This window comes from Shimia sp. MMG029, from assembly GCF_027947445.1.
Classification (GTDB): Bacteria; Pseudomonadota; Alphaproteobacteria; order Rhodobacterales; family Rhodobacteraceae; genus Shimia.
The window spans coordinates 43,240-68,394 of record NZ_JAQJIM010000007.1 but is presented as its reverse complement, the minus strand read 5'-3'; the positions used below and the strand labels follow the sequence as shown (position 1 = coordinate 68,394).

Sequence of the window (25,155 nt, the reverse complement as noted above, 5' to 3'; positions counted from 1 at the left end):
CGGACTTATCCACAGACCGAGCAGACGTTTATGACCAGTGCCATTAAAACCGCCTACGACAGTGTGATTGCGCCAATTTGGCGGCGTCCGCGCCGCATCCAGATGGCAGCGCTGTGCACGCGTAAAGCTGGCAAAGGACGTGAAATCCTGCTCATCACATCGCGGGACACGGGCCGCTGGGTCTTGCCCAAAGGCTGGCCGATTGACGGGCTCGATGCCGCAGACGCCGCCCTGAGAGAAGCTTGGGAAGAAGCCGGCGTGAAAGACGCCAACATCAACCGCGAGCCTCTTGGTGTATATGGCTATGACAAACGTTTGGATGGCGGTCTGGCCGTGGGCGTTGATGTGACCGTCTTTGAAACAGAAGTCACCAAAATGGTAGACGACTTCCCAGAAGCCGAAGAACGCACCCGCAAATGGGTCGCCCCATCTGAGGCCGCCCATCTGGTGGATGAACCAGAGCTGCAGGCGCTACTGCGGCAATTGTAACACTTTTGTGACCGGTTTCTTGCATTGCCGCGCCATTGGGGATAGGCCCCCGCGCAAGCAATCTGGGATTCTCTGCTATGTCTGCGCCAAACAGTGGCAAAGAGTGGTCCACGCTGGACCGCGATCTTCACCGTATTTCTCATCTTGAAGCCGCGACTCTCTATGTCTCTCGCCCAATGGTTGGGCTTGGCATTGCTCTGGCCTTCATTGTGCTCGCCGCGATTTTTGCAGGTCTGCTGACGGGTGCAGGCTCCAACAGTCTGATCATTATCGCTGCCGCCGGGTTTGGCGCCTATATGGCGATCAACATCGGCGCCAATGATGTGGCCAACAACATGGGGCCAGCTGTGGGGGCCAATGCGCTCACCATGGGTGGCGCGATTGTCATCGCCGCCATCTGTGAAAGCGCAGGCGCGTTGCTTGCAGGCGGTGATGTGGTTTCCACCATTTCCAAAGGCATCATTGACCCCTCAGGCATGGGCGATGCATCGGTCTTTATCTGGGCGATGATGGCGGCGCTGATCTCTTCTGCACTCTGGGTCAACATCGCCACCTGGGTTGGCGCGCCGGTGTCCACCACCCATTCTGTTGTGGGTGGCGTGATGGGCGCGGGCATCGCCGCTGCCGGGTTCGCCGCCGTGAACTGGCCCACCATGGGCAAAATTGCCGCCTCCTGGGTGATCTCTCCGGTTCTGGGCGGCGTCATCGCCGCCATTTTCCTCGCTTTCATCAAGGCGCGGATCATCTATCAGGATGACAAGATCGCCGCCGCCCGCCGCTGGGTGCCGGTTCTGATCGGCATCATGGCCGCCGCTTTTGCCTCCTATCTTGCCCTCAAAGGGCTGAAGCGGATCATGAAAATTGATCTGCAAACCGCTCTGCTGATTGGCGCCGGGGCGGGCGTAGCCTTCTATGTGATTTCCAAACCGCTGATCCACAAACAGTCTCAGGGGCTGGAGAATCGCAACAAATCCCTCAAGGTGCTGTTTGGCGTTCCGCTGATCTTCTCAGCTGCGTTGCTGTCCTTTGCCCATGGCGCAAACGATGTGGCCAACGCGGTGGGCCCGCTTGCCGCCATTGTATACGCCGCAGAATTTGGCGACATCGCCACCAAAGTCTCCATCCCGAGCTGGGTGATGATCATTGGCGCCTTTGGCATCTCTTTCGGTCTGTTTCTCTTTGGCCCCAAACTGATCCGCATGGTGGGTGAGAAAATCACCAAGCTGAACCCCATGCGCGCCTATTGCGTCGCGCTGTCTGCCGCCATCACCGTGATTGTCGCCTCCTGGCTTGGCCTGCCGGTCAGCTCCACCCACATCGCCGTGGGCGGGATCTTCGGCGTCGGCTTTTACCGCGAATGGGACGCAGAGAAACGCCTGCGCAAGAACACGGGCCAGCGCCCTGTGGTCAAACGCATCGCCCCCGAAGAGCGCCGCCGCCGCAAGCTGGTGCGCCGAAGCCATTTCATGACCATTGCCGCTGCGTGGGTCATCACCGTGCCAGCCGCCGCCACTATGTCAGCTGTGATCTTCCTGCTGCTAAACGCGGTCACCAGCTAAACCTGCCAGCCAACACTGGCGGCCTGCGGCGTCACGCACGGCGCAGGCGCTCCTGTAGCTCTTGTATAGGCATACCCGGCGCACCAGCACCTGCGGCCACAGCCTCCCGGATCAGTTCAGCAACACCCGCGTTGATCGGCGCCACGTGACCCAACTGCTCCGCCAGTCGCACAATCTGGCCCTGCAACTCGTCAATCTCCGTGGCCCGCCCACGATCCAGATCCTCCCACATGGAGCTGCGCGCATTTGGATCAATCGACAGCATCGTTTTAGCCGCCACACGAAACAGCCACGTCGGCAGGCGCAGCACAGTTGGCACATGGCGCATCGGCAGCGCTGCCACCGGGTTCTGCGTGCGGATCGCTGCCCCCTCCAGAATGCCCAGCGCCTCTTCCATCTGCGCGGCCATCAGCCCCCGCCAGCGCCTGTCACCAATCTGCACACGCAACGGCAGCCCAGAGAGGGCGTTCAACGCATTGTTGAGATTGATCACCAGCTTGCCCCACTGCAACGCAGCCATATCCCGCCGCTCATACACCGCCAGATCAGGACAGCTCAGATGACGCCCTACATGGCCGCCCCCCTGCGCGATGGCAATATCGCCACTGGTGCCACGGTGAAACCGACCACCGCCAACCCAAACCACATTGAACGGCACCATACCCGCGCGCGCATCATACTCCGGCAGTGCCGCCTGCAGATTGGCCGCGTTCTCCACACCGTTCTGCAAGCTGACAATCACCGCGTTCTTTGGGGCATGATGCGCGATCTCACCCGCAATCTTTGCCGTGGCCTCACTCTTGACCGTCACCAGAACGATGTCTGCCTCAGCAAGGCAGGCCGGATCGGTGTCCATCGCAAAACTGTCAGGAGAAAGCGCCACATCCAGACCGGCATAATCGGTCAGCGTCAGCCCATTTTGGGAGATCTCTTCAAGCGTTGCCGCGCGCAGCAGCAGCGTCACGTTGCACCCTGAGCGCGCCAGCATCCCGCCGACAAAACAGCCAATGCTGCCAGCCCCGGCCACGACAATCCGAGGGTGTATTGCACTGCGCTCTGCGTCACTCATATCTGTCCCGCCCCTTGCTTTGGCAAGTCTCCGCTCGCGGCCCCCACAGGTCAAGACAGCGCAACAAAAAAGCGCCAGCCAGGGCCAGCGCTTCTTGTTTCACATCACTGATACAGATGTCAGTTCAGGCACCATTTCATCACCGCTTTCTGCGCATGCAGCCGGTTTTCCGCCTCATCAAAAATGACAGAGGCCGGGCCGTCCATCACCGCGTCAGTGGCTTCTTCGTTGCGGTGCGCAGGCAGGCAATGCATGAACAGAGCATCATCGGCCGCATGGCGCATCAGCTCTTCATTGACCTGATAAGGACGCAGCTGGTTGTGGCGACGCTCGCGGGTCGACACCGCATCATGCATGCTCACCCATGTATCCGTAACAACCAGATCGGCCCCCTGCACGGCTTTGACAGGATCCCGCTCAATCTCCACCTTCACACCCTTGGCACGCGCCTCTTCGATGAAAACCGCTTCTGGGTCCAAGGTCTGCGGCCCGGTGAAGGTAAGATCAAACCCAAACTGCCCTGCCGCATGGGCAAAGCTCGCAAAGACGTTGTTGCCGTCACCAGACCAAACAACCTTTTTGCCCGCGATCGGGCCGTTGCGTTCCTCAAATGTCAGGATGTCCGCCATGATCTGGCACGGGTGGGTGCGGTTGGTCAGCCCGTTGATCACTGGAACAGTGGCGTTCTCTGCCATCTCCAGCAGGGTCGCTTCTTCAAAGGTACGGATCATGATCAGATCGACATAGCGGCTCAGTACTTTGGCAGTGTCCGCGACAGTCTCCCCATGGCCCAGCTGCAACTCAGAACCGGACAGCACCATGGTCTGCCCACCCATCTGGCGCACGCCCACGTCAAAGCTCACCCGCGTCCGGGTCGATGGCTTTTCGAAGATCAGCGCAACCATGTGGTCTTTCAGCGGCAGATCATCATCCAGCGCGCCTTTCGGGCGACCATTGCGCGCGTTTTTCATCGCCTTCGCGCTGTCGATCATGCCCCGCAGATCGGCAACTTCGGTTTTGTTGATATCCAGAAAATGTTTCATTGTATTCAGTCCTTAAACCTGCGCGCCCAGTTGGGCCGCCGCTTTCTCAAGCCGCGCAACGGCTTCGGCAATTTCGTCATCTGTGATGTTGAGAGGCGGGAGCAGACGCACCACATTGTCCGCCGCAGGCACGGTCACAACCTCATGGTCATAGCCCGCAGCCACCATATCGCCACAGGTCGCTTTGGCACATTTCAGCCCCAGCATCAGGCCCGCGCCACGCACCTCTTCAAACACATCCGGGTGCGCCGCAACCAGCCCTTCAAGCTTCTGGCGCAACAGGCCTGCTTTGCGGTTCACCTCCGCCAGAAACGCCTCATCGGCCACCACATCCATCACCGCGCCGCCAACAGCGCAGGCCAGTGGGTTGCCTCCATAGGTGGAACCATGGGTGCCCGCCACCATGCCGCTTGCGGCCTCTTCTGTGGCCAGCACCGCGCCCAGCGGGAAGCCGCCGCCAATGCCTTTGGCAACCATCATAATGTCAGGCGTCACACCGGCCCATTCATGCGCAAAGAGCTTGCCAGTCCGGCCCACGCCACATTGCACCTCATCCATGATCAGCAGAATGCCCGCCTCATCACAGATATCGCGCAGCGCTTTCAGGTCCGCATCCGGCAGCGGGCGAATGCCACCTTCCCCCTGCACGGGCTCCACGATGATCGCAGCGGTCTGATCACCAACCAGCGCCTTGGCGGCTTCCACGTCGCCCCAAGCCACCTGATGGAAGCCCGGCAACAATGGCCCAAAGCCTTTCACCAACTTCTCAGAGCCCGCCGCCGCGATGCCCGCGGAGCTGCGGCCATGAAACGCGCCTTCGAAGGCAATGATCTCCACACGCTCCGGCTGACCTTTGTCGTTCCAGTACTTGCGCGCCATCTTCACCGCCAGCTCACAGCATTCCGTGCCTGAGTTGGTAAAAAACACGGTGTCGGCAAAGGTATGCGCCACCAGCTTATCCGCCAGCGCCTGCTGCTGGGTGATGTTATAGAGATTGGACACATGCCACAGCTTACCCGCCTGTTCGGTCAACGCATTGACCAGCACAGGATTTGCATGCCCCAGCACATTCACCGCAATACCGGCGCCCAGATCCAGAAAACGTCGGCCGTCCGCCTCGATCATCCAGCTTCCTTCACCGCTCTCAAACGTGAGCGGTGCGCGGTTGTATGTTGGCAAAATGGACGGGATCATTGCGATCTTCCTTTTTCAGATCATGAGCCTCAGTGACTGCATCACTCAAGGCATTTACGTCAATGTTTTTGAAGGGGGTTGCGTCACTTTCTAACGCTTAAGACCATTCACAGGCACAGATGCCGATTACGCAATAAGGCGTCGGCGTCGCAGCAAGGATTTGTAAGCACATCTGGTCATAAGGCCTCCCTAACCGGTCAAACGACGAATGGGAACCCCAAAGTTCCATTTCGTTCAGTTTTCGCCAAATGTACCCATTTCGAACCCTTCAATCCCGTTTATGCAGCGACGAAATCACGGCCTTGTCAGCCCGGAACGTCCGCTTCATAAATCGCTCATGCAACCCACACCTGTGCCCACCTCGAATCCTGCACTCGCCGCCGCGCTCACGCTTGCAGCCTCGGCGTTTGCAGCAGGCACAACGTTGCTGGCCAAGGCGCTTGGCACAGGTGCCCTTGGTCCTGCACTGCACCCACTGCAAATCAGCCATGGGCGATTTCTGTTTGCCTTTCTGGGGTTTGCCACAGCCGCGATGATCCTGCGCCCAACCTTCAGCCGTATTCACTGGGGGCTGCACATTGGCCGCTCAACACTTGGCTGGGGGGGCGTGACGCTCATGTTTGCCGCCGCGGCTTTCATCCCATTATCGGACGCCACCGCAATCAGCTTTCTGAACCCGGTCGTGGGCATGCTGCTGGCCATTCCGTTTCTGGGTGAAAAAATTGGCCCATGGCGCTGGGGCTCAGCGGCACTTGCGTTTGCGGGCGCCATGATCCTCACCCGACCGGGCGCTGACGCTCTGGAATTTGGCGCAATCCTTGCGCTGTGCGCAGCTGTCTCAATGGGGGGAGAGCTGATCTTTATCAAAAAGCTCACAGGCCGCGAACGCCCCTTTCAGATCTTGCTGATCAACAATGCAATTGGCCTGGCGATCGCGACGGCCGCCGCGCTGTTTGTCTGGCACATGCCAACATGGCCGCAATGGGCTGCGCTGGCGGGCATTGGCCTTCTCATGGCCTCTGCACAGACCTGCTTCATAAACGCCATGCGGCTCGCTGATGCGAGCTTTGTTGCACCGTTCTTTTACGCCGCGCTCGCTTTTGCAGCCCTCTATGATGCTTTGGTCTTTTCTGTGCTGCCCGATGCCATCAGCTGGCTCGGCGCGGGCGTGATCCTGACAGCGGCGGGCATTCTGGTCTGGCGCGAAGGGCGCAGCAAACAGACTTAAGCGGCCGCATCTAAGGCGGGCTGCAACTGCACGGCAGCAATCCGCCAGACGCCATTCTGCGGCACCATCAGATAGTTCAGCACATGTGTGACCCCAGCTGCGTCTTTCATCAAAACGCGCTGCCAGACCGCAGCCCCCTCCAAGGTTTGCGCCCCAAACTGCACCGTTTCGGGTCGATACACCATCGGGTAGCCGCGTTGCACCATGGCGCCAAAGTTCTCAGGCGTCAGAAACAGGCGTCTGATATTGTCCGCGGCAAATCCAAAGGCGGTGACAAAATCGTCGCCTCGAAAAGCTTCGATCTGTGCGCTGATCACCGCCTCAATTTCCGCCTTAGCGCTCTCTTGGGCCTGCGCCGCACCGGCTCGCGTGAACTCAAGCACCACAACAAAGGCGAGCAAAATATGTTTCATCTCAGTCCCTCCCTTTAGGAAGGCTACGCCGCAACCGCGCGCCCAGATCATTCGACGCATCGCACCGCCAAACGCAAACAGGCCCCACCGAAGTGGGGCCTGCTGCAAAAGTCTTTCTATTTCTGCTACTTACGCAGGCTTGACCAGATCGCCCGCCAGCGCGCTGTGGATCAGTGTCAGAGTTTCTTCCACGCCGTAAAGCGCAATGAAGCTGCCAAAGCGTGGGCCTTGGGAGTCGCCCAAAAGCACTTCATAGATCGCCTTGAACCAATCGCGCAGCGGTTCAAACCCATGATTTTTACCAACCGCAAAAACGATGGACTGCAGGAATTCCTCATCCGTGAAGTTTGGCTCCGGCAGCGGATCTTCGTTGCCCACCAATGCGTTCTTGGCTGCGATCACGGCCAGCGCTGTCTCAGGCGACGCCAGCGCCCCCGCCAGGTCTTCCAGCGCACGGCGCTCCTGCTCTGTGGGCGCGCGATAGGTTTTCGCAGGCTTCACAAAGTCATTGAAATAGCGCACCGCATGACCGGCCGCCGCATCCATACCCGGATGCGTTTCTGCGGTCGCGTCAGGCGCATATTTGTTGATGAAGCCCCAAAGCGTCTCTTTGTCTTCGGCGTTGGACACAGAGGCAATGTTGAGCAGCATGGAATAGGGCACCACCATATCCGATTGCGGCACGTCGCCGCCGTGAATGTGCCACACCGGGTTGTTCAACTGCGCCTTGATGTCTTGCCCATGATAGGCGCGCAACTGCTGATGATACTCATCCACCGCTTTCGGGATCACATCAAAATGCATCCGCTTTGCGGTCTTTGGCTTCTGATACATGAAATAGGCAAGGCTTTCGGTGGAAGCATAGGTCAGCCACTCGTCAATCGACACACCATTGCCCGAAGATTTCGAAATCTTCTGCCCGTTTTCATCCAGGAACAGCTCATAAGAGAAGTGGTTTGGCTGACGCCCTCCCAGCGCACGACAGATCGCATCATAGATCTTTTCGTTGGTGGCGTGCTCCTTGCCATACATCTCAAAATCGACGCCCAGCGCGGCCCAGCGCGCACCAAAGTCCGGCTTCCACTGCAGCTTCACATTGCCGCCGGTCACTGGCACGGTCCACTCTTTGCCGTCCTCGTCATCAAAGGTGACGGTATAGGTTTCCGCGCAGACCTTTTTCATCGGCACATAAAGCACACGACCGGTTTCCGGGTGCAGCGGCAAGAAGATCGAATAGGTCGCGGCGCGCTCTTCGCGCAGTGATTTCAGCATGATCCCCATGATGGCATCATAGTTGTCCACCGCGCGCTTCAAGACCTCGTCAAACTGGCCGGTTTCATAGAATTCCTTGGCCGAGTAGAACTCATACTCAAAGCCGAAAGTATCCAGGAAGCGGCGCAACATAGCGTTGTTGTGCGCACCAAAGCTGTCATGCGTGCCAAACGGATCAGGCACCGCCGTCAGCGGCATCTGCAGATAGGGCTCAAGATTCTCAGGGTTTGGCACGTTTGACGGCACTTTGCGCAGCCCGTCCAAATCGTCAGAGAAACAGATCAGTTTCGTGGGAATGTCGCTGATCGCCTCAAAGGCCACTTTGATCATCGTGGTGCGGGCCACTTCGCCAAAAGTGCCAATGTGCGGCAGACCCGATGGGCCATAGCCGGTTTCAAACAGAACATAGCCCTTCTCAGGCGCACCCTTTGCATAGCGTTTGAGAAGCTTTCGGGCTTCTTCAAAAGGCCAAGCTTTGGATTCGAGGGCTGCTGCGCGCAGGTCAGACATTGTCCATCTCCGGTTCAGGATCGGGGTTTCAGCAAAAAACGGCCACGTGCTTCATTGCACGCGACAATCCGACGCTTCCTATTGCCCCAGAGACTGGCAGTCAATATTCTGCACTGCAACACAGCATTGCAAAGGATTTGCACGTGACCCAAGAACTTCCCCACCCGCTCACGCCGCAGGACTGCCTGGTCTTGGTGATGGTGGCTGTCTCCGCCTCTGATGAAAACATCCGCACCGCAGAACTCGTGAAAATTCAGGCGGCGGTCAATCACCTGCCAGTCTTTGCCGAGTATGATCTCGACCGGATGCAGATTATCAGCCAGATCGTGTTTGATCTGTTTGAGCAGGAAGACGGTCTGGCCGCTCTCTTTGGTTTGGTGCGCGACAATTTGGATGAGCGTCTGTTTGAAACCGCCTATGCGCTGGCCTGTGATGTGGCTGCGGCGGACGGCACGCTGGCCGAACCAGAGCTGCGCCTGCTCGAAGAAATCCGCTATGAGCTGGATCTGGATCGCCTGCACGCAGCGGGCATCGAACGCGGCGCACGCGCACGTCACATGACCTGACCGCGACAGGTTTAGGGTACGCAGCGATGACAGGCCCTCCTCAACCTTGCGGAGGCGCCTGAGTTATACGTTGAGTGCGTCAAGCAAAGCCCGTTTGCGAAATGGCTTGCTCAGAAAATCATCCATCCCAGCGGCGAGACAGGCCTCTTCATCGCTGGGTTGCGCATTGGCGGTCAGCGCAACAATCTTGCACCGCGCCAAGCCCTTTTCTTGCTCAAACTCCCGGATTGCACGGGTGGCATCCAGACCGCCCATCACGGGCATCGACAAATCCATTAAAACAAGATCCCAAGGGCGTGCCTCAAAAGCTGTCAGCGCAGCCAAACCATCCTCGACGACGTGCAAGTCCACCCCGGCGGGCTCGAGCATCTTGCGCACAACAAGCTGATTTGTGCGATTGTCCTCCGCCACCAAGACTCGCAGCCCCGACAACAGTGGTGGCCCAGCAACGTCAAAACGCCTATGCGCCGCGATCTTGTCGCTTGACCAAACAAGTTTGGGTGTGGGCTCGCCCACTGCGTCCGGTTCCTGATAGGCTGGTCGGACAGTCGCAGCCACAGGAAGAGGCACCACATCGCTGGGTGCCAATCCCAATGAAAACACAAAAGTAGAACCCGCCCCCGGCACACTCTCAACTGTGATTGTACCGCCCATGCGCTCCACCAATGCCTTGCTGATGGCCAGCCCCAGCCCCGTGCCTTTGCCACGCAGTGCGCTATCCTCATGCGCTTGCTCAAAGGCTGCAAAAATCACCTCTTGCTGGCCCGGCGCGATGCCAGCACCCGTATCGGTCACCGCAATCTTCAGCGGCCTATCTGCTTCTTCTGAGTCGTAGGATACACTGACATACACCCCACCCTCCTGCGTGAACTTCACCGCGTTGCCTATCAGATTCATTAAAACTTGGCGCAACCGGTTGACGTCACCAATAAAGGCGCTCGGCACACTCTCTGGGTAGGTTACTTCCATTTTCAGGTTTTTTGCATCCGAATGCAGCCCCAGCAGTGCACAGCACTCCTGTACCAAATCTCGCAACGAAAAAGGTCCGTCATTCAAAGAGATCTTATCTGCCTCGATCTTTGAAAAATCCAGAACGTCATTCACGATGGTCAGCAGCGCATCAGCAGAGTTGTGAATCGTTTTCGCAAAAAGCCGCTGCTGTGCATTGAGGTCCGTCTCAGCCAAAAGCTCCGACATGCCCAATATACCGTTCATCGGCGTGCGAATCTCATGACTCATATTGGCAAGAAATCGCTCTTTGGCGTGCACCGCGTTCTCGGCTTCCTCACGCGCCAATCGATTGAGTTCTAGCGCCTGATCCCGCTCCCGCGCGGAAGTGATGTCATCTGTGGTGCCAACAATGTGCGTGAGCTTCCCCGCATCATCAAAAACCGGCATCAGCGTGGTGCGGAAATCCGCGATCCTGTTTTCAAATGGAATGGTGACGATATAGGCCATCTCTGTTTGCGCTTCCATCGCATCCAGATGCAACTGCAGCCCGCGCTTGCCATTGGCACCACCAAAAATCTCGTAGGCTGTTTTTCCGATCGCGAACGCCGCATCAATCTCCGTGCGCAGTTGCCACTCTTTGTTCACCTTAGCATAGCGCGGCATGCCATCCTGTGCGACTTCAAGCACAAAAATCGCACCCTTCACAGCATCAAGGAACGCAAACTGATCCATCAGATCCTTTGTCATACAGGACATACCCAACTCTTCAGTCTTACGCCCAAAGCGCAAGTCATATGCAAAAACGGTAAGGTGACATGGTTACGAGACTGTTACAAAACAAGTGGTCGACACCAATCGCTCTGCCTAAATCGCCATAGAATGCTGCGTTTCTGTCACCTCCACGGCACGTGCTTTGCTAAGCCCCATACACCGTGCCCCAACGTGCAATCAAAGCCTGCTGCAATCGTTTTGCACGCCCATTCCAGGTGCGCGCGCCCTTGGGCCTCTCTCTGTTCGGCCCAATCAACCGCGCCCGCGCATTCACATCCGCCTCAAAAATCGCAAACGCCAGAACTTTGCCATCCGGCGCATTCAGATATCCTGCTAGGGCACTCACAAAATGCAGGGTCCCCGTTTTGGCCTTCACCTTCACCGGATGAGACTTGATCGGGCGGCCGTTCTCATCTCTCAGCGGGATGTCTTTCAAAATCGGCTGCAACACCGCATGCTGCCCCGCCTTCGCCAACATCAGCGCCGTCTCATCAGCCCGCAGCCGCGACGCCTCTCCCAATCCAGAGTGATCCACCAGCGCAGCCGCCTGCATTCCCATCTGTTCTTTGGCCCAGGCATTCATCGCACCCGCTGACTGCCGAAGCGAAGCAGGATGCGCGCCGCGCGCCTGGCTCGCCGCCAACCCCACCATCTCCGCCGTCAAGTTGGTCGAATACTTCAACATGCCTTTGAGGATCGTGCGCAAATCAGGGCTTTGCTGGCGCGCCACAATGGTGCCACGCGGCGCATCCCGCGCCACCTTCGGCGCTTTCAACTGCACCCCATGGGCGCGGGCAAGCGTGCGAAACACCTCACCGGCATAAAGCTCTGGCTGCCGCACCGGCAGCCAACGCGCGCCCCCATTGCCAAGCGCGCCCCGTGCCACCGTCCACTGATCCGTTTTCCCAGCAGACTTGTAGGTATAAACCGGCACCGCCCGGTTTGCGATTTGCATCTCTGCCACCGTGACCGCAGGACGATATCTATCACTGCGCGCATCCATCGTCACACCATAGCCGTTGCCACTCCGCTTCCATTCGAAATGCACACGATTATAGTTCAGCGCGAGCCCGGACACCGCAGGATTATAACCTGCCTCAGCGGGTTGCTTGTCGTCGATCTGCCTAGTCGCAGGCAGCGCTCCGCCCCACACCAAGAACCGCCCTGTCACCTCACGAATGCCAGAGGCTTTCAAGGTCCGTGCCAGATCGGCAAGCCGATTTGTGTCCAACGTCGGGTCGCCCCCGCCGCGCAGCACCAGATCACCTTTCAGAACCCCATTTTGCACAGTCCCCACAGCAACAAGGCTTGTGACAAATCGATGGGTCGGCCCCAGATAATGCAGCGCATAAAGCGCCGTCAGCACCTTTGTGACGCTCGCAGGCGGCAGACCCGCCGCCGCATTGTGCCCCTCCAAGATGCCGCCCCCCTCTCCGGCCCGTGCCACGGCATAGCTGATCTTGCCGGACAGCCCACTGTCCCGGATCAGGCTCTCAGCTGTCGGCGCAGCGTTGATCAACGACTGCGCGCTCGGGCGCAGCACAGGGCGCAAAGAACGGCTGGGGGCATTTGCCAAACCCGGCGTCGCCAAGCTTGCGGCAGTCAGCGTCAAAAACGAACGGCGAGAAAAGCGCTTTGTCATGACAGCAACCGTAGCGCTGTTCCGCGCTTTGGTTCAACAGCTGCGCAGCGCTTTCCTGCGAACAAAACACACAAATCTCATGGGGTTTAGCTTCGTTAATTTACCTGTTAAGGGAAGTGCATGTTCAAAGTCTTTGCTCTGATGTTTGTGGCCATGTCGATGATCCCTGCCGGGGACACTGCTGGCAAACTGATGATGCAAAACCATGAGGCCAGTCCAATCTTTGTGGCGTGGTCCCGCTTTGCTCTTGGCGCGCTGATGGTGGTGCCGTTGATGCGCCCGTCGATGATAGGCGCCTTGCGCCACTGGGGGATCTGGCTGCGCGGCGCTCTCATGAGCTGCGGAATCTTCTGCATTCAAAACGCCCTGCAGACCGCCCCGATCGCAGATGTGTTTGCCGCCTTCTTCATCGGCCCGATCTTTTCATATCTGCTGTCCGTCACGCTCTTGAAAGAGCCTGCAACCCCCAGCCGCAACATGTTGATGGCGGTTGGCTTCATTGGTGTGCTGCTCGTCGTACGCCCCAGCGCCAACATGTCGACCGGCCTGCTCTATGCGGTTGGCGCGGGGATGTGTTATGGCACCTTCCTGACAATCTCCCGCTGGCTTTCAGACACTGTGCGGCCAACCGACATGCTGGTCACTCAGCTTATGTTGGGTGCGCTCATTCTGACGCCGTTGGGTCTACCCCATGTGCCAGAAAGCATGACGCTGGAGTTCAGCGCCCTGACCGTTGCGAGCGCGGCTTTCTCCATGGGCGGCAACCTGCTTCTGCTGTTCGCCTATCGCCGCGCCGAAGCCGCACAGCTTGCCCCGCTGGTCTACCTGCAACTGCTCAGCGCCACCGCACTCGGCTGGGTGATCTTTGGCACGCTGCCAGCCACCCTGACTTGGGTCGGGCTCACGCTCATCCTTGGGGCTGGAGTGCTCTCTGCTGCATTACCGGGGCTACAGGCCAGAAGGTTGCGGCAGCAGGCTACACGCTAAACAGCTACTCGCCGGATACTGGCTCTGCAGGTAACTCAAGATATTTGCCCCATTTGCGTTCAAACGCAGCTTCCAGATCAATCCCCTGCCATTGCGCAAAGACCAGCAAGAAACCAAACAGATCCGCAGCCTCATCCTCTAGCGCCCGCCGCGCAGAAGTGTCTGACTTACTGCCACGCTGATTTCCGGTCACGGAAAGATAGGCAGCCTGCAGCTCTCCCAGTTCTTCTGTCAGCTTGGCCAGATGCCATGTTGCATCACGCGTGATACCAAAATTCTGCGCATAAATATCGCTCACACGCGTTGCACGTGTCGCCAACTCTGTCACACTGCGGTGCGATCCCTTAACACTCTCACTCATCCACTCACCCCGAAAATTGCACCGTCGCAATACAGTCGTGATACCGACGCAATACCGACATCTAATTTTCAGCTCTTTTTAGAAGTAAACAGGTCCGACTGATCCGGTCGTTTTGGTGCAGAAAGCCCCAAATGCCGCCACGCCTTTTGCGCAAGCATACGTCCGCGCGGCGTGCGCTGAATAAGACCCTGCTGCAAAAGAAACGGCTCAATCACCTCTTCAATCGCGTCCCGGCTCTCGCTCAGCGCGGCGCTGATCGTATCAATGCCGACAGGGCCACCGCCGTAGTTTTCCGCAATGAAAAGCAGGTAGCGGCGGTCAGCCCCATCAAGGCCCAGATTGTCGACCCCAAGCCGCGTAAGTGACCCATCTGCAAGGCTTTTTGTGATGATACCATCGCCTTCCACCAGCGCGAAATCCACCACACGCCGCAGCAGCCGCCCGGCAATCCGCGGTGTGCCCCGCGACCGCCGCGCAATCTCGCGCGCCCCGCCTTCTTGCGATGGCACACCCAGTTTGCGGGCATTGCGGGTGACAATCTCATTCAGCTCATCTTCCGTGTAAAACTGCAGCCGCGTCGGAATACCAAAACGGTCCCGCAAAGGCGTGGTCAGCAGCCCAAGCCGTGTGGTCGCCCCAACCAGCGTAAACGGTTGTAATTCAATACGAACTGTCCGCGCCGCAGGCCCTTCACCGATCACAAGATCAAGCTCAAAATCCTCCATCGCCGGATAGAGCACTTCCTCCACAGCCGGGTTCAATCGGTGAATTTCATCAATAAAAAGCACATCCCGCGCTTCCAGATTTGTCAGGATCGCCGCCAGATCTCCAGCCTTGGCCAGCACCGGGCCAGAGGTCATCCGGAAGTTCACCCCAAGCTCCCGCGCCATGATCTGCGCCAGCGTGGTCTTCCCCAAACCGGGCGGACCATGGAACAACGTGTGATCCATTGCCTCACCCCGCCGCCGAGCGCTCTCAATAAACACACGCAGGTTGGCCCGCGCCTCCGCCTGACCAATAAAGGCTTCAAGCTCCTGCGGGCGCAGCGCACGGTCAGCATCCTCAGGCCGGGGCTCCGGGCGCAGTGTCGGGTCTGGCTGATCCATAAATTATCCCTTCGGTGCCAGTAGCTTAAGCGCCGATCGGATCAGTGAAGCCGTGTCAGCCTCAGGATCTTCGCCCGCCGCCTGAGCCACCGCAGTTGCCGCGTCAGACGGGCTGTAGCCAAGGTTGCCAAGCGCAGACAGGGCGTCGGCCTGCACGCTCATCGATGCCGCAGCTGCGGAGCCCTTGCCCCCTGACGCACCATCTCCAGCCGCGATGGGCTGAGGCGCTGCATCCTCGATCACCGCGTCCTCTTCTGCGACCGACTGTGCTCCTTCGGCTGTTGCTGCGGCCATCGCATTGCTCAGGCTACCGCCAAGCGCCATGACCTCAGGCGCCTTGTCTTTCAGTTCAATAACAACACGTTGTGCGGTCTTAGTGCCGACACCTTTGGCCGCTTTGATCGCAGCCACATCGCCAAGCGTGACGGCCCGGCTCACACCTTCGGCACCCAAAGTGCCAAGGATCGCAAGGCTGGCTTTTGCGCCAATGCCTTGCACACTCATCAGCAAACGATGCCATTCCTTCTCAAAAAGACTTGCAAATCCAAAGAGTTGGAGCAAATCCTCCCGCACCAGAAGGTCAGTATAAAGCGCCACGGCTTCGCCAACACCCGGCATCCCAGCCAGCGTGCGGTCAGAGCAATAAACCATATAGCCGACGCCGCGCACATCGATCAACACATGGTCTGTGCTGCGATACTCCAGCGTTCCGGAAATCTTCCCAATCATGCCTGCGCCTTTTTTAATGCGGCGGCATACCCCGCCCCTGCCCGTGCATAATGCGCATGACACATCGCAATGGCCAGCGCATCTGCCGCATCCGGCCCAGTTATTTGCACACCCGGAAGCTGCAACTTAACCATATGTTCTACTTGATGTTTTTCTGCGTGGCCGACACCAACGACGGTTTTCTTGACCTTGTTGGGCGCATATTCGCCAATAATCAAACCTGCCTGCGCTGGCACCAAAAGAGCAATGCCCCGCGCCTGGCCGAGCTTCAGCGTACCCGCGCCATCTTTGTTCACAAAGGTTTGCTCAATCGCCGCATGATCAGGTAGGAAACGTGCAACAACATCAGTCAGTTGCTCATGCAGCGAGAGCAGGCGCGCGGCGAGATCTTCACCCACCGAATGACAAATTCCATTGCCAACGTGGCTTAAGCGGCTGCCATCTGCGTCAATCACGCCCCAGCCCATGTTTCTCAAACCGGGATCAATCCCCAAAACACGCATCGCCTGCCCCATTTCTGCTTTGTTGTTCTATTTCTGCCGAAGTAGCACGAAACGAGAACAAACGCCAAGCCCGATCCCATTCAAAAAATGGCATGCGTAGAAAGCAAGCCCGAATTGCAGCGCCAACATGGCTGATCTGGATGCGACGGGAACGAACTGCAAAGGGTCGGTTTCAGGCCTTATTTTTATGACTCAGCATAACAGCCCAACCCATGCAATTGCCGCATAGGAGCTATGCCAGAATCCAGCTTGCGAGCCATCCTTCGCATCTCTATCTGCGCTCCATCCTAGAACAAAGTCCATACCAATTTAGCAAAAGGAGCACTGATATGGCCTCATTTGAAACAGCGTCTTATCCAAGTTTTGCCGGTCGTATCCGCGCAACCTTCGGCGCGGTTACCGCCCAAGTCAAAGATTGGAATGAAAAACGCATGACCCGCAATGCTCTGGAACAGCTGAGCGACCGCGAGCTGGAAGACATCGGCATGTCGCGTGCTGATATCGCTCGCTACCGCTGAGCCTGCCAAGCACCGCTCACGAAGGGCATTCCTTCGGGTCAGGAAACCGCAGCCTTTGGGGAGGCTGCGGTTTTTTTGTTTTAAAACAAAGGCGGCCCCGGGGGAGAGAACCCGAGGCCGCATAGGATCTTGGAGGGATCCATGAACTCTAATAGCGTTTAGCTGTGTGTTTTGATCTGCATTGCGATCCAACGAGACACTGGGTCCGGGCGCATCGTCCAGGCGGCGGCTTTCTCGATGGCGGATCCACCACTCAGCCTTGCCACATCCTGCGAATAAAAGTCAGGCCCCAGTTGCGACATCATGAGCCCTTTGATGACGAAAAAAGACATCACGACCATGCCCAAGCCGTGCCACGGGATGCTGCGCCGTCGTCCTGCGCCGCGCACAATAATGTATCCATTGCGATCGACCACGACCGCTTCACGCGCCTTGGGCCCGGCTTCCGCCTGCTGGCGGTAAATCCGTGCAAGACGCTCATGAAACTCAGCGTTGGATTCACTCATGGCTATTACCCAAGTTTGGCCCCCACCAAACATGTCTAAAATTGGCCAAAAATTGCCCTAAAATCAAGCCAACTCACCGCAATTGTGGCGAATTCGAGACAAAACTGACACTTATGCTTAACAGATGATGTCAATTTCGAAACGGAAACACCTAAGACCCTCAACCGTCTTCAAAGTCGAAACAAAGTGCGGGTGAGTTACAAAAATGGCGCCCCAATTCTGGGACGCCCAACCTTGATTCTCGCTAAGGAGCGATCATTGGTTCATGCCTGTGAAGCGTCAGTTCACCGCGTTCCGCTGCATGGTAAGTGTCGTCCACTCGCCAATCTCTTCGCGTGTGTGCACGTCAAAACCAGCCGACTGATAGGCCGCTACAACCTCATCTGCTTGCTCATTCAGAATGCCTGACAAGATGGCAAAGCCACTTGGCGCAATGTTCTGCCCCATGTCTGGTGCGAGATCGACAAGCGGTGCCTTGAGGATATTGGCAAAGACCAAATCGAATGGGGCTTTGGCAGCCAGGTCGGGATGACCAAAGCCCGCGGCCTCTAGGCAGATCAGTTTGCCTTCCAAACCATTGGCGACGGCATTGGCCTTCGCCACGTCGACGGCAACCTCATCGATGTCGCTCGCGAGCACTTTGTTTGGCCAGATGCGTGCCGCTCCCATAGCCAATACGGCCGTCCCACAACCGATGTCAGCGACGTTCGCGCCAACAAACCCTTCATTTGCAACACGATCCAGCGCCTTGAGGCACCCAAGCGTGGTGCCGTGGTGCCCAGTGCCAAACGCCATAGCCGCTTCGATCAACAGCGGCTCGGCGCCTTCCGGCACTTTGTCTGCATCATGACTGCCGTAAACAAAGAAACGCCCGGCCTCCACAGGGGCCAGCTCACGCTTCACATGGGCCACCCAGTCGGTTTCCGGCAGTTCGGACACTACAAAGGGCTTTGCCTCAAAAGCAGCAGCGAGAACGGCGAGGCCCGCCTCATCAGGCGCCTCGGTGAAATAGCCGCCCACTTCCCAAAGACCAGATCCATCTTCAATCTCAAAGACGCCCACACCGGTGGGTTCCGGCACCAGACGCTCCATGGCTTCGCCAAGCGCCTCAGCTTGGGATTTCCCGACGAGCGTGGTCAGCGCGGTGAATGTGGCCATAACAGATCTCCAGAAACTTTGTGCCGGGCCTAGGGTCTTGGCCCAGCTTCGTCAAGCCTGACGGGGCAAACTACTCTGCAGCGGCGGCCAAAGGGCGTGTCAGGCGGGTTTCATTGCCTTTCTCAGGGTGGCGCGGGATCAGGAAGGCCAGACCAAGCGATACCGCCGCCATAGACGCCGCCAGCACGAACACCGCCCCCGGGGAGGCAAGCCAAAGCAAACCAAGCAGCACCGGCAGGAACACCGCCGCAATGTGGTTGATGGTGAAGGCGACAGCAGCGGTTGGTGCCATATCTTCAGGATCGGCAATCTTCTGGAAATAGGTCTTCAGCGCCAGTGCGAGGGAGAACAGCAAATGGTCCACCACATAGAGCGTGGCCGCCAGCACAAGCCCCCAACCGAAGAAGTAGATGCCACCGTAGGCGAGGAACACGATCACCAGACCGGCGTATTCAAAGATCAGGGTGCGCCGCTCCCCAAATCGGGCAACAGCCGCGCCGATCATCGGGGCAAAGATCATATTGGCGACAAGGTTGATGAGGTAGAGTGCCGTGATTTCATGCACGTCAAAACCAAAGCGCTCGACCATCATGAAGCCGGCAAAAACCACAAATATCTGTCGGCGCGCGCCCGCCATAAACTGCATCGCATAATAGAGCCAATAGCGCTTTTTGAGCACCATCTTACGTGCTTGCGGCGTGCGGCCTTCAAACTGCGGGAAGGCGAAAATACAATACAGCGCAATCAGCGCGGTCATGCCGCCCCCGGCGAGGTAGACAACCTCATAGCTCAGATCAAACCGTTTCCAGCTCAGCACAATCAGCCCATAGGCAATCAACGTTGCGCCAGAGCCTGCGGCCACCAGCCAGCCCAGCACTTTGGGCGCACGCTTCTTATCGAGCCATTGGAGCTGAAGCGATTGGTTCACGGTCTCATAGTAGTGAAACCCAATAGAACTCAGAAGGGTGATCATCAAAATACCGCCCATGCTGGGGAAATAGGCGGTCAGCGCAGTTGCAACGCCCAAGAGCAGAAGGGCAATCAAGCCTAGAACCTGCTCGCGAATGAAGAGCAGCAGGAAAATCACCCCAATCGCCAGAAAGCCTGGTATTTCCCGCACGGTGTGCAAAAGGCCAATGTCGGAGCCGTCAAAGTCTGCAACCTCTACGACAAAGTTATTCAGCAGCGCGCTCCATGTGTTGAACGCGATGGGCATGGCCAGCGCCATCAGGAACAAAAGCGCGATTGGGCGACGCCACCATGGCAAAGCCTGTGCGTCATCAATGGCAATTTTTTCAAACATGCTTAGCGCATACTGGGAAACACCCCAAAAGGCGAGAGCGAAAGGATGCACAAGCCGGGCTGCGTATTTGCACGCAAGACAAATGCGACGCTCTGCCTCGCGCTCCGGGATGTTGGCGGCAAGAGGAAACCCTACACTTAATAGAAGCTCTGCGGATCAATATCGACAGCGAGGCGCAGATCGCCTTTGAGGCGGAACTGGCCAATCCAACGTGCCAAGGCGGCTTGCAGTGGCGCGGATTTGTCGGCTTTCACCAAAAGCCGCACCCGGTGCCGTCCACGCACACGCGCAATCGGTGCCGGGGCCGGTCCGTAAACTTCAGCTCCAATCGCGCGCAGAGCATCAGAATTGCGCGCCAGCGCATTGCCCAGATCAAACACCTGCCCAACATCGCTGCCTGAAAGGATGATCCCAGCCATGCGGCCAAAAGGCGGCACCACAGCGTGGCGCCGCTCATCCGCCTCAGCCCGCCAAAAGCCGTTTTCATCGCCGGTCAGGATCGCGCGGATCACGGGGTGTTCCGGCTGGAAGGTCTGCAACAGCGCAAGCCCCGCGCGTTCAGAGCGCCCTGCCCGACCGGCAACTTGGCGCATGAGCTGAAAAGTCCGCTCCGCCGCGCGCAGGTCAGAGCCTTGCAAGCCGAGGTCTGCATCGATCACGCCGACAAGCGTCAGCAGCGGGAAATTATGCCCTTTGGCCACCAGCTGCGTGCCGATGATGATATCTGCGCCGCCATTGGCGATGGTCTCAATGCTCTCTTTCAACGCACGGGCAGAGCCAAACAAATCGGAACTCAACACCGCTTGACGGGCGTCTGGCCAAAGCTCTTGTGCCTCCTCAGCCAGCCGCTCGACCCCCGGACCGACTGGCGCAAGCTTACCTTCGACCTCGCAGCTCGGACAGGCGTCAGGCATGGGCTTTGTTTCGCCGCACTGATGGCACAGCAAACGTTTCAGGAAACGGTGCTCCACCATACGCGCGTCGCAGTGATCGCAGCCGATCTGATGCCCGCAGGCACGACAAATCGTAACAGGCGCATAGCCGCGGCGGTTGATGAACAACAGCGCCTGTTCGCCTTTGGCAATGCGTGCATCTACAGCCTCTTTCAAGGCCGGGGAAATCCAACGGCTGGCCGGCAGCTTTTGCGTGCGCATATCAATCGCGCGCATCTCTGGCAGCACGGAAGCCCCATAACGACTGGTCAACTCAAGGCGCTTATATTTGCCCGCTTCGGCGTTGGCCCAGGTTTCCAGCGAAGGCGTGGCCGACGCCAGAACAACTTGTGCGTCACACATCGCCGCACGCAGCACCGACATATCGCGCGCGTTGTAGAGCACGCCGTCCTCTTGCTTATAGGAGGTGTCGTGCTCTTCATCGACGATGATCAAACCAAGATCACGATAAGGCAAAAAAAGCGCAGAGCGCGCGCCAACCACGAGCTGTGCGCCACCCTCTCCCACCATCTTCCATGCGCGGCGCCGCTCGGTCATGGTTACACCGGAGTGCCATTCCGCTGGGCGCGCACCAAACCGCGCCTCAACGCGGGTCAGAAATTCGGCGGTCAGTGCGATCTCTGGCAAAAGCACCAACGCCTGCCGCCCCTTGCGCAGGCATTCCGCGACAGCCTCAAGATAAACCTCTGTTTTGCCGGAGCCCGTGACCCCGCGCAGCAAAGTGGTGCCATAGACACCTGATTGAATACCGGCGCGTAGCTCTGCCGCCCCGGCTTCCTGATCCGCTGTCAGCTCTTTGCCGCCATAGTCCGGATCAAGCCGCAAATATGGTGTGTCCCGTGGCGCGGCTTCTTCCAGCACAACGCCTTGTTTCACCAGCCCCTTGATGACCGAGTTTGTGACCCCCGCCATCTCGCCAAGTTCGCCCAGAGTAAACGCCAGCCCGCCGTAGTCTTCCAACGTTGCGAGTACCCGCCGCCGCGCGTCGGTCTGTCGATCTGGCGCACCTGTGCCGCGGCGGTACACCTTGCGCATTGAAGGCGGATCGCTGAGCCCCGGCGCACGGGTCGCGAGCCGCAGCATCGCATGAAGGGGTGTCAGGGTGTAATCGGCGGCACGCTGCAAAAAGTTGCGCATATCGGCTCGCATCGGTGCCACGTCCAGCGCCTTATTGGCCGCACGAATTTTGGAGATGTCATAATCGCCCTTGCCCATCCCCCAGACCACACCAAGCACTTTGCGCGGCCCCAGCGGCACCTCGACAAAGCTGCCAGCCCAAACGCCCCCGGCCGGTGCTTTGTAATCCAAAACCCGGTCCAGCGGTTGCGTGGTCAGAACCGCAATCAAAGCCCCTTCGGGATAAAACTCTGCGTCGCTCAAAAGGCCCTCTTGCCAGCTTTGCCCGCCAAATACCGTTATCGCTAACGAATATTGCGCCCTTTTGGCGCATTACAGCTTTCGGCGCGGCCTTCTATCGGGTAAAGCCATCACAGCCGCAGCGCAATCCCGCAGTTGCACCAAACACCCATGCACTTGTCAAACCCAGCAAAGGACCTGACATGAAATTCTTTGTAGACACTGCCGAAATCGACGCCATTGCCGAGCTTAACGCCCTTGGCATGGTTGATGGTGTCACCACCAATCCCTCCCTGATCAAAAAGTCCGGCCGCGACATTCTCGAAGTGACCAAAGAGATCTGTGATCTGGTCGAAGGCCCGGTTTCTGCCGAGGTCACCGCAACCGATGCCGACGAAATGATCGCAGAAGGCCGCAAGCTGGTTGAGATCGCTGAGAACATCGCAGTGAAAGTGCCGCTGACCTGGGACGGCCTGAAAGCCTGCAAAACCCTGACTGATGCAGGCCACAAGGTGAACGTGACCCTATGTTTCTCCGCCAATCAGGCGCTTCTGGCCGCAAAGGCAGGCGCAAGCTTCATTTCTCCTTTCATCGGCCGTCTGGACGACATCAACATCGATGGCATGGATCTGATCGCAGATATCCGTCAGATCTATGACAACTACGGTTTTGAAACCGAAATCCTCGCCGCCTCCGTGCGCACCGTGAACCACGCCACCCAATGTGCGCTGGTTGGTGCAGACGTGATGACAGCCCCTCCCGGCGTGATCAAATCCATGATCAACCACCCGCTGACCGATAAAGGTCTTGATGCCTTCCTCGCAGACATCAAAGCGGCGGACATCAAAATCCTCTGATCAAAGATCGGAAGTAAAAACATCAAGGCCCGGCACTTTGTCCGGGCCTTTTTTATGCTCTGCCTCTGTGGGGCAAGTGATTGCCCCGCCCTTCGCGCCCATGCTAGGGATTGAGCCAATCAGAGGCCTGAGCAGACCCACCATGAGCACTGCACTCGAAAAATTCCAACGTCTGGAAGCCACAGCCCTGTGGCGAGAGACACCTGACACACAACGCAGAGATGTGATTGTGTCGCTGGGAGATGCGACATTGGTGATCAAAGACAGCAATGATCGGGCGCTGACCCATTGGTCCCTTCCCGCCGTGCGCAGGCTCAACCCAGGCGAACGGCCCGCCGTGTTTTACCCGGACGGCGACCCAAGCGAGACACTGGAAATAGATGCTGACCACCCAGAGGTGGTCGAAGCCATCGAAAAGCTGCGCAAAGCGGTGGCCAATCCAGGAAAGGCAACAGGTAGGCTACGCAAATTCATTTTTGGCGGGTCCATCGCAACGATTGCAGCGTTGGGTATATTCTGGCTGCCCAATGCACTGATCAACCATGCCCTGCGTGTTGTACCCAATGTGGCGCGGCAAACCATTGGACAAGAGCTGCAAACCCACGCGCTGCAGCTGACCGGTAAGGCGTGCAGCAGTTCACAAGCGCTGCCCGCCCTTGACGCGTTTCAGAAACGCTTGCAAGTGCGCGCCATCACAGTGGTGCCAAGCGCCCTGCGAGATGCGGTGGCTTTGCCTGGCAACATCGTGCTTTTGGGGCGCGATGCAGTGGAAGACTTTGAGGAGCCGGATGTGGCCGCAGGTTACGTCATCGCCGCGCAGGCCGCGATCGCAGACCCGCTGCGTGGACTTTTAGAAAGCGGCGGTATTCGCGCCAGCCTGCGCCTCCTCACCACTGGCACCTTGCCAGACGCGCTGCTCAGCAAGCACATTGAGGCACTGATCAGCGCGCCCCCAATGGCGGCGCCGGATGATGCACTGATTGCAGCCTTTGAGGAGAAGCGCGTGCGCCTGAAACCCTATGCCTTGGCGCAGGACCCATCCGGAGAAAGCACGCTGGCGCTGATTGAAGCGGCCCCATTCACAGACAATTTGCCCGAACCCGTTCTAATAGATCGATATTGGGTGGCGCTTCAGGAGATTTGCGGCGGCTAAGAGCCACAAATCACGATGCTGTCGATTTACTTGCGCAGGAACGCACCGCCAAACCCTGCACTCTTGGCCTTGGCCAGCGCAGATGACGCCTCTGCTTGCGTTGCAAACGGCCCTGCCAACACAATTCTTTGCGTTGCGCCGTCGCGCTCATAACGCCCGATCCGCACCGGGACACCCAGCCGGCGCACATCCCGCGCCAAAGCTTGCGCCTGGGTCGCATCAACCGCCTTTGCCACCTGCACGTATGACGTACCAGCTAGACGCAAGGCTTTCTGTGGGGCCTCAGCCTTGGTGGAAACCGTTTGGGTTTTGATCCGCTCTCCGGTTTTGTACCTCGTGATGGTTTGTTCCGAAGCTCCTTTGTCCAAAGTCACCTGGATCAAGCGGCGCGGCACGGTCTGCGTCCAAATCTGGTTGGTCTGCTCATGACCCGCGAAGGTCATAACAGCGCGCTCCGTGTCCAAACGCCCGTCTTCAAAGGCGCGTCGATACCCTTCAGGTACATAAGAAGAAACAGAATTTGTTCGGCGTGCCTCATACACATGTTTGGGCACAATCCTGACATCTGCGGCAACTTCGCCACGGCGCACGACAGTGCCAGCAGGAGGTCGCGGCAATGCGCTGCTTTGCTCCAGATTGATCTGAGGCGGGGTCGAGATGGTGCCACCTACACCAGGTGTAACAGGCGATTGCGTCTGCGGACCGCAACGCACGCTGGATCCTTTGTATTGCGTCACGCCCTCCCGACAAGGAGAGACAATACCCGAAGCCCGCGGCGACTGCTTTGAAGTGCGACGCTCAGCTGGTTGCGGGGTAGGATTTGTATAAACAGTCTTCGCGGGTGCGGGTGACGGAGCAGGCGCAGCTGTAGTTTTCGTCGGGGCGGCTTTCACTGCGCTGGGAGCGGCCTTCGCGTTTGATTTGGTGGGCGCCGCTTGCGCCTTGGGCTGTACTACAA

Annotated in this window: 24 protein-coding genes; 8 read left to right on the top strand and 16 right to left on the bottom strand. The window is 58.2% G+C overall.

Translation table 11 applies throughout. The features are described 5' to 3' along the window. The first annotated feature begins 30 nt into the window (after positions 1–30). Positions 31–489, top strand: coding sequence for an NUDIX hydrolase (locus tag PJL69_RS15695; protein ID WP_209098298.1), 459 nt, complete (start codon positions 31–33; stop codon positions 487–489). Positions 490–566: 77 nt separating this feature from the next. Further along, positions 567–2,048: an inorganic phosphate transporter gene (locus tag PJL69_RS15690; protein WP_271310503.1), complete on the top strand. Its 1,482-nt coding sequence runs from the start codon at positions 567–569 to the stop codon at positions 2,046–2,048. Positions 2,049–2,079: 31 nt separating this feature from the next. On the opposite strand, the gene PJL69_RS15685 is transcribed toward PJL69_RS15690, so the two are convergent. The 3 genes from PJL69_RS15685 to PJL69_RS15675 all read right to left on the bottom strand — a co-directional run bounded on the left by PJL69_RS15685 (position 2,080) and on the right by PJL69_RS15675 (position 5,354). Then, the gene (locus PJL69_RS15685; protein ID WP_271310502.1) at positions 2,080–3,117 is read right to left on the bottom strand and encodes a 2-dehydropantoate 2-reductase; all 1,038 of its coding nucleotides are present in this window, start codon (positions 3,115–3,117) and stop codon (positions 2,080–2,082) included. A gap of 119 nt (positions 3,118–3,236) precedes the next feature. Next, complete coding sequence (gene argF, locus PJL69_RS15680) at positions 3,237–4,160, bottom strand: ornithine carbamoyltransferase (protein ID WP_271310501.1); 924 nt, start codon at positions 4,158–4,160, stop codon at positions 3,237–3,239. Between the two features lie 12 nt (positions 4,161–4,172). Then, a complete protein-coding gene (locus PJL69_RS15675) occupies positions 4,173–5,354 on the bottom strand; it encodes an aspartate aminotransferase family protein (protein WP_271310500.1) in 1,182 nt (393 codons plus the stop codon). A gap of 337 nt (positions 5,355–5,691) precedes the next feature. On the opposite strand from PJL69_RS15675, the gene PJL69_RS15670 reads away from it, so the two are divergent. After that, the gene (locus PJL69_RS15670) at positions 5,692–6,582 is read left to right on the top strand and encodes a DMT family transporter (protein ID WP_271310499.1); all 891 of its coding nucleotides are present in this window, start codon (positions 5,692–5,694) and stop codon (positions 6,580–6,582) included. Here PJL69_RS15670 and PJL69_RS15665 read toward each other — a convergent pair. Both PJL69_RS15665 and PJL69_RS15660 read right to left on the bottom strand, forming a co-directional pair. Further along, on the bottom strand, positions 6,579–6,995 hold the full coding sequence (locus tag PJL69_RS15665) for a DUF4864 domain-containing protein (RefSeq protein WP_271310498.1): 417 nt from the start codon (positions 6,993–6,995) through the stop codon (positions 6,579–6,581). The two genes, PJL69_RS15670 and PJL69_RS15665, sit on opposite strands and share 4 nt — an antisense overlap. A gap of 129 nt (positions 6,996–7,124) precedes the next feature. Then, complete coding sequence (locus PJL69_RS15660) at positions 7,125–8,777, bottom strand: lysine--tRNA ligase (protein ID WP_271310497.1); 1,653 nt, start codon at positions 8,775–8,777, stop codon at positions 7,125–7,127. 143 nt (positions 8,778–8,920) lie between these two features. Between PJL69_RS15660 and PJL69_RS15655 the strand changes: the two genes are divergently transcribed. Next, a complete protein-coding gene (locus tag PJL69_RS15655; RefSeq protein WP_209098284.1) occupies positions 8,921–9,343 on the top strand; it encodes a tellurite resistance TerB family protein in 423 nt (140 codons plus the stop codon). A 63-nt stretch (positions 9,344–9,406) separates the two neighbouring features. Here the strand turns inward: PJL69_RS15655 and PJL69_RS15650 are convergent, their stop codons facing one another. Further along, positions 9,407–11,050: an ATP-binding protein gene (locus PJL69_RS15650; RefSeq protein ID WP_271310496.1), complete on the bottom strand. Its 1,644-nt coding sequence runs from the start codon at positions 11,048–11,050 to the stop codon at positions 9,407–9,409. A 160-nt stretch (positions 11,051–11,210) separates the two neighbouring features. Continuing rightward, positions 11,211–12,707: a D-alanyl-D-alanine carboxypeptidase/D-alanyl-D-alanine endopeptidase gene (dacB, locus tag PJL69_RS15645; protein ID WP_271310495.1), complete on the bottom strand. Its 1,497-nt coding sequence runs from the start codon at positions 12,705–12,707 to the stop codon at positions 11,211–11,213. A gap of 120 nt (positions 12,708–12,827) precedes the next feature. Between dacB and PJL69_RS15640 the strand changes: the two genes are divergently transcribed. Further along, positions 12,828–13,694: a DMT family transporter gene (locus tag PJL69_RS15640; protein WP_271310494.1), complete on the top strand. Its 867-nt coding sequence runs from the start codon at positions 12,828–12,830 to the stop codon at positions 13,692–13,694. Between the two features lie 4 nt (positions 13,695–13,698). Here PJL69_RS15640 and PJL69_RS15635 read toward each other — a convergent pair whose 3' ends face one another. The 4 genes from PJL69_RS15635 to ruvC all read right to left on the bottom strand — a co-directional run bounded on the left by PJL69_RS15635 (position 13,699) and on the right by ruvC (position 16,393). Then, positions 13,699–14,055 carry a hypothetical protein gene (locus tag PJL69_RS15635; protein ID WP_271310493.1) on the bottom strand — a complete coding sequence of 119 codons (357 nt, stop codon included), beginning with the start codon at positions 14,053–14,055 and terminating at the stop codon, positions 13,699–13,701. Between the two features lie 68 nt (positions 14,056–14,123). Then, positions 14,124–15,161, bottom strand: a complete 1,038-nt coding sequence (gene ruvB, locus PJL69_RS15630) for a Holliday junction branch migration DNA helicase RuvB (RefSeq protein WP_209098278.1) — start codon at positions 15,159–15,161, stop codon at positions 14,124–14,126. A 3-nt stretch (positions 15,162–15,164) separates the two neighbouring features. Next, positions 15,165–15,890 (bottom strand): Holliday junction branch migration protein RuvA, encoded by a 726-nt coding sequence (gene ruvA / locus PJL69_RS15625; protein WP_271310492.1) that lies wholly within the window; start codon positions 15,888–15,890, stop codon positions 15,165–15,167. Further along, complete coding sequence (gene ruvC / locus PJL69_RS15620; RefSeq protein WP_209098261.1) at positions 15,887–16,393, bottom strand: crossover junction endodeoxyribonuclease RuvC; 507 nt, start codon at positions 16,391–16,393, stop codon at positions 15,887–15,889. The genes ruvA and ruvC overlap by 4 nt, the downstream gene beginning before the upstream one ends. Positions 16,394–16,722: 329 nt before the next feature. On the opposite strand from ruvC, the gene PJL69_RS15615 reads away from it, so the two are divergent. Then, the gene (locus PJL69_RS15615; RefSeq protein ID WP_271310491.1) at positions 16,723–16,911 is read left to right on the top strand and encodes a DUF1127 domain-containing protein; all 189 of its coding nucleotides are present in this window, start codon (positions 16,723–16,725) and stop codon (positions 16,909–16,911) included. Positions 16,912–17,069: 158 nt separating this feature from the next. Here PJL69_RS15615 and PJL69_RS15610 read toward each other — a convergent pair whose 3' ends face one another. From PJL69_RS15610 to PJL69_RS15595, 4 genes are all read right to left on the bottom strand, one after another. Then, complete coding sequence (locus PJL69_RS15610; protein WP_271310490.1) at positions 17,070–17,417, bottom strand: hypothetical protein; 348 nt, start codon at positions 17,415–17,417, stop codon at positions 17,070–17,072. 279 nt (positions 17,418–17,696) lie between these two features. Beyond that, complete coding sequence (locus tag PJL69_RS15605) at positions 17,697–18,575, bottom strand: 50S ribosomal protein L11 methyltransferase (RefSeq protein WP_271310489.1); 879 nt, start codon at positions 18,573–18,575, stop codon at positions 17,697–17,699. 70 nt (positions 18,576–18,645) lie between these two features. After that, positions 18,646–19,878, bottom strand: a complete 1,233-nt coding sequence (locus tag PJL69_RS15600; protein WP_271310488.1) for an MFS transporter — start codon at positions 19,876–19,878, stop codon at positions 18,646–18,648. A 137-nt stretch (positions 19,879–20,015) separates the two neighbouring features. Further along, on the bottom strand, positions 20,016–22,211 hold the full coding sequence (locus tag PJL69_RS15595) for a primosomal protein N' (RefSeq protein ID WP_271310487.1): 2,196 nt from the start codon (positions 22,209–22,211) through the stop codon (positions 20,016–20,018). Positions 22,212–22,390: 179 nt separating this feature from the next. Here PJL69_RS15595 and fsa point away from each other — a divergent pair, with 179 nt between their 5' ends. Together fsa and PJL69_RS15585 are read left to right on the top strand one after the other, a co-directional pair. Continuing rightward, positions 22,391–23,044 carry a fructose-6-phosphate aldolase gene (gene fsa / locus PJL69_RS15590; RefSeq protein WP_271310486.1) on the top strand — a complete coding sequence of 218 codons (654 nt, stop codon included), beginning with the start codon at positions 22,391–22,393 and terminating at the stop codon, positions 23,042–23,044. 142 nt (positions 23,045–23,186) lie between these two features. Further along, positions 23,187–24,197 (top strand): hypothetical protein, encoded by a 1,011-nt coding sequence (locus tag PJL69_RS15585; RefSeq protein WP_271310485.1) that lies wholly within the window; start codon positions 23,187–23,189, stop codon positions 24,195–24,197. A gap of 26 nt (positions 24,198–24,223) precedes the next feature. Here the strand turns inward: PJL69_RS15585 and PJL69_RS15580 are convergent, their stop codons facing one another. After that, a complete protein-coding gene (locus PJL69_RS15580) occupies positions 24,224–24,910 on the bottom strand; it encodes an SPOR domain-containing protein (protein ID WP_271310484.1) in 687 nt (228 codons plus the stop codon). Positions 24,911–25,155: the final 245 nt, after the last annotated feature.